Origin of the sequence: Arthrobacter sp. CAL618, assembly GCF_000468215.1 — a bacterium.
In the GTDB taxonomy this organism is placed as follows: Bacteria; Actinomycetota; Actinomycetes; order Actinomycetales; family Micrococcaceae; genus Arthrobacter_D.
Genome location: NZ_ASZW01000049.1, coordinates 1 through 4,648, shown reverse-complemented (window position 1 = coordinate 4,648; position 4,648 = coordinate 1). Strand labels below are relative to the sequence as shown.

The following is a 4,648-nucleotide window of genomic DNA, read 5'->3' as shown; positions in this document are numbered from 1 at the left end:
CTGAAGGAATTACAGTCCCGCGTACACTTCGCGGAGCAGTTTGGCGGTCTCGGACGGCGTCTTGCCGACCTTCACGCCTGCAGCCTCAAGGGCTTCCTTCTTGGCCTGAGCCGTACCCGCTGAGCCGGACACAATGGCGCCGGCGTGGCCCATGGTCTTGCCCTCGGGTGCGGTGAAGCCTGCCACATAGCCGACAACCGGCTTGGTGACGTTGGCTTTGATGTATTCGGCGGCACGCTCTTCGGCGTCGCCACCGATTTCGCCGATCATGACGATGGCCTTGGTCTCGGGGTCCGCCTCGAACGCAGCAAGTGCGTCGATGTGGGTGGTTCCGACGATGGGGTCACCGCCGATGCCGATGGCGGTGGAGAAACCGAGGTCGCGCAGCTCGAACATCATCTGGTAGGTCAGGGTGCCTGACTTGGACACGAGGCCCACGCCACCCTTACCGGTGATGTTCGCCGGGGTGATGCCGACCAGGGACTCCCCCGGCGTGATGATGCCTGGGCAGTTAGGGCCGATGATCCGGGTGACCTGGTTGCCGTCGGCGTCGACCTTGGACTGGGCGAGGGCCCAGAACTCGGCCGAGTCCTGCACGGGGACGCCCTCGGTGATGATTACGACGAGTCCGATGCCGGCCTCGATGGCCTCGATCACCGCGTCCTTGGTGAAGGCCGGGGGGACGAAGACGATCGACACGTCGGCGCCGGTTTCGGTCATCGCTTCGCTGACCTTACCGAAGACCGGCAGGGTGACGTCACCGTGGGTGACGGTGGTGCCAGCCTTGCGGGCGTTGACCCCACCGACCACCTGGGTGCCGGCAGCGAGCATCAGCGCGGTGTGCTTGGTGCCTTCGCCGCCGGTGATGCCCTGCACAATGACCTTGGAGTCTTTGTTGAGAAAAATTGACATACGTTATTCCTTAATCCTTTGGACCCGGCAGAACACTAGCCGGGGAGTGCAGGCTCGATCAGCGGGCGGCGTAAGCCAATTCGGCGGCCTTGTCGGCGCCTTCATCCATGGTGTCGGCGAGGGTGACCATTGGGTGGTTCGCCTCGGCGAGAATGCGGCGGCCTTCCTCAACGTTGTTGCCGTCGAGGCGGACTACCAGTGGCTTGTTTTCCTTGTCGCCCAGGATCTGGAGCGCTTCGACAATGCCGTTGGCGACCGCGTCACACGCGGTGATGCCACCGAACACGTTGACGAACACGCTCTTGACCTGAGGGTCGTTCAGGATGACGTCGAGTCCGGCAGCCATCACAGCAGCCGATGCTCCACCGCCAATGTCCAGGAAGTTCGCTGGACGCACATTGCCGTGGGCTTCGCCGGCGTAGGCGACGACGTCGAGCGTTGACATGACCAGACCGGCACCGTTGCCGATGATCCCCACTTCGCCGTCGAGCTTGACGTAGTTGAGGTCGTTGGCCTTCGCCTTGGCCTCCAGTGGGTCAGCCGAGTCCTGGTCCTCAAGCTCGGCGTGGCCGGCCTGACGGAACGCAGCGTTCTCGTCGATGGTGACTTTGCCGTCGAGGGCAATGATCTCGCCGCTTCCGGTCTGCACCAGCGGATTGACCTCCACCAGGGTGGCGTCTTCTGAGACGAAGACGTCCCACAGCTTGATGATCGCGTGGGCAACACCCTCGCGCAGCTCAGGAGCGAACCCTGCGGTCTCCACGATCTCGTTGGCCTTCGCCTGGTCGATGCCCACAGCGGGGTCGACGGCGATGCGGGCCAGCGCTTCGGGACGCTCAACCGCGAGCTGCTCAATTTCCACGCCGCCCTCCACCGAGCACATGGCCAGGTAGTTGCGGTTGGACCGGTCCAGCAGTACCGAGAAGTAATACTCCTCGGCGATGTCAGCGCCCTGCGCGATCATCACCTTGTGAACGGTGTGGCCCTTGATGTCCATGCCAAGGATGTCCGAGGCGTACTTGAACGCCTCATCGGGGGTCTTTGCGACTTTGACGCCGCCCGCTTTACCGCGGCCTCCAACTTTGACTTGAGCCTTGACGACGACGACACCGCCAATTTTCTCGGCTGCCGCCTTTGCTTCCTCGGGGGTATGCGCCACGATGCCGGCGAGCACGGGTACTCCGTGTGCCTCAAAAAGATCGCGCGCCTGATATTCGAACAGATCCACAGGCCAGTGTCCTTCTACGTCGAAGTAGGTTTACACAGGGAACTTTAGTCCCTTGGCGTTCAGCGCCTTTCACAGACTACCCGTTTAGTGACCAAGGCCACAGTTCTATGGTTTGTAGAAATGTAACCTGATGAGCTAATGAACTACCCCGTCTTGGTCAGCGGCGCATACCTCAGCAGGAGGCGCTTCTCGCCAACGTCGAACGACACTTTCGCCACCGTCTTGTCGCCCGCTCCCTCGACGGCCAGAATGGTCCCGTTGCCGAAGCTGGTGTGGTTGACCTTGTCCCCCACCGCGACTGAGAGCACCTCTTTCTGTGGTTGCACACGCCCGACGACGGTTGCCGACCGGGTGGGCAGCCCGCGCCCGGTGTCGTCGCCACCCGCGGCACCGGCCCCCCAGTAGGATCCGCTGAACCGGTTGTTGCCTCCGATTGCCGCGCCCCCGGACCAGACCGGCCCGGATGCGCCTTCCCGTTTCCACTTGATGAGTTCGCTGGGCACTTCGCCGACAAATTGCGAGGCAGGGTTGTACTGGCTCTGACCCCACATGCTGCGCACCTCGGACCGGGTGATGTAGAGCCGTTTCCGCGCGCGGGTCAGCCCCACATAGGCGAGCCGGCGTTCCTCGGCCAGCTCCTTCGGGTCGGTAGCTGAGCGCTGATGCGGGAAGATGCCCTGCTCCATGCCGGTCAGGAACACCACCGGAAATTCGAGCCCCTTGGCCGTGTGCAGGGTCATCAGGGTGACCACACCCAGCCGTTTGGCTTCGGCGACCGCCTGTTCCACCTCGGCAGCCGACCCTTCGGGTGCCGAGGGGATCTGGTCGGCGTCAGCCACCAGCGAGACCTGCTCCAGGAAGTCGCCGAGTGTGCCGTCAGGGTTTTCCTGTTCGTACTCGCGGACCACCGCCACGAGTTCCGCAAGGTTTTCCACCCGCGACTCGTCCTGCGGATCGTTGCTCAGCCTTAACTGTGCCAGGTAGCCGGTCTGCTCCAGCACCGCTTCCAGTGCCGCGGAGGCACCCGACCCGTCGGCCACCTCAGCGAGATCATCCATGAGCTTCACGAAGCCGTTCACTGCATTCAGTGAGCGGGTCGCCAGGCCCGGTGCCTCGCCGGCTCGGCGGAGTCCTGCCATGAAGGACATCCGCTCCCGCTCGGCGAGCGCCGCGACGGCGTATTCGGCCCGGTCCCCGATCCCGCGCTTCGGTTCGTTGAGGATTCGGCGGAGGTTGACGACGTCGTCCTGGTTGACCAGGACCCGCAGGTAGGCGAGCGCATCCTTGATCTCCTTGCGCTCGTAGAAGCGGGTGCCGCCCACCACCTTGTACGGCAGGCCCACGCGCATCAGGATTTCCTCAATGGAGCGGGACTGCGCGTTGGTCCGGTAAAAGATCGCCACGTCGCCAGGACGAAGGTCATCCTCATCCTGGAGGCGGTCGATCTCCTCGGCGATAAACCGGGCTTCCTCGTGCTCGTTTTCGCCCACGTACCCGACGATCGGTTCACCATCACCCTCGGCGGTCCACAGTTTTTTGTCGGGCCGGTCCGGGTTGCGGGAAATCACCGCGTTGGCTGCGCTCAGGATGGTCTGGGTGGACCGGTAGTTCTGTTCCAGCAGGATGGTGCGCGCATTGGGATAGTCGTTCTCGAACTCGACGATATTCCGGACGTCGGCACCCCGAAACGCGTAGATCGACTGGTCCGAGTCGCCGACCACCGTCAGTTCGGCGAGCGGAATGGCTTCCCCGTTTTCGCTGGGGTCCTCCGTGATGCCAACAATTTCCCGCACCAGGGCGTACTGCGCGTGGTTGGTGTCCTGGTACTCGTCCACCAGGACGTGCCGGAACCGGCGGCGGTAGTAGTCGGCCACCCCGGGGAAGGCCCTGAACATGTAGACGGTCTGGGCGATCAGGTCATCGAAATCCATCGCGTTGGCCTGACGCATCCGCTGCGCGTAACCCATGTAGACCTCGGCGACTGCCTGCTCGAACGGGTCCGAGTAGTTGGCTGAGCTGGCGTAGCTCTCCTCATCGATCAGTTCATTCTTCAGGGCCGAAATTTTGTGCTGGATGGATTTGGGCGTGAACCGCTTGGGATCCAGATCCAGCCCCTTGGCCACCAGGGTGACGAGCCGCAGCGTGTCGGCTGAATCGTAGATGGAGAAGTTGGAGTTCAGCCCCACGGAGGCTGCCTCCCGCCGCAGGATCCGCACACAGGAGGAGTGGAAGGTGGAGATCCACATGCGCTTGGCGACGTCGCCGACCAGGCCTTCGATGCGTTCGCGCATTTCGGCGGCGGCCTTGTTGGTGAAGGTGATTGCCAGGATCCCACCGTGGTGGGCCCTGCCCATGGCCAACAGGTAGGCAATGCGGTGACTGAGCACCCGGGTTTTGCCCGAGCCGGCGCCCGCAACGATCAGTAGCGGCGACCCGCTGTGGCGGACGGCTTCTTCCTGCTGCGGATTCAGGCCCACCAATAGTTCCCGTGCGCGTGCATCGTCCCGG

The 4,648-nt window shown here is 63.4% G+C and carries 3 protein-coding genes; all 3 read right to left on the bottom strand.

Annotated elements, in window-relative coordinates; all coding sequences use genetic code 11:
• Positions 1-9 precede the first annotated feature (9 nt).
• On the bottom strand, positions 10-912 hold the full coding sequence (gene sucD, locus K728_RS0102800; RefSeq protein ID WP_019483852.1) for a succinate--CoA ligase subunit alpha: 903 nt from the start codon (positions 910-912) through the stop codon (positions 10-12).
• Positions 913-970: 58 nt separating this feature from the next.
• Positions 971-2,140 (bottom strand): ADP-forming succinate--CoA ligase subunit beta, encoded by a 1,170-nt coding sequence (sucC, locus tag K728_RS0102795; protein WP_019483851.1) that lies wholly within the window; start codon positions 2,138-2,140, stop codon positions 971-973.
• A 143-nt stretch (positions 2,141-2,283) separates the two neighbouring features.
• Positions 2,284-4,648 (bottom strand): DNA helicase PcrA (pcrA, locus tag K728_RS0102790; RefSeq protein ID WP_024475773.1); only part of this gene is annotated, 2,365 nt, incomplete at its 5' end.

What these genes read in the sequence shown, in the direction of transcription:
- sucD (WP_019483852.1), bottom strand. Translation starts at nt 912, where the DNA reads ATGTCAATTTTTCTCAACAAAGACTCCAAGGTCATTGTGCAGGGCATC.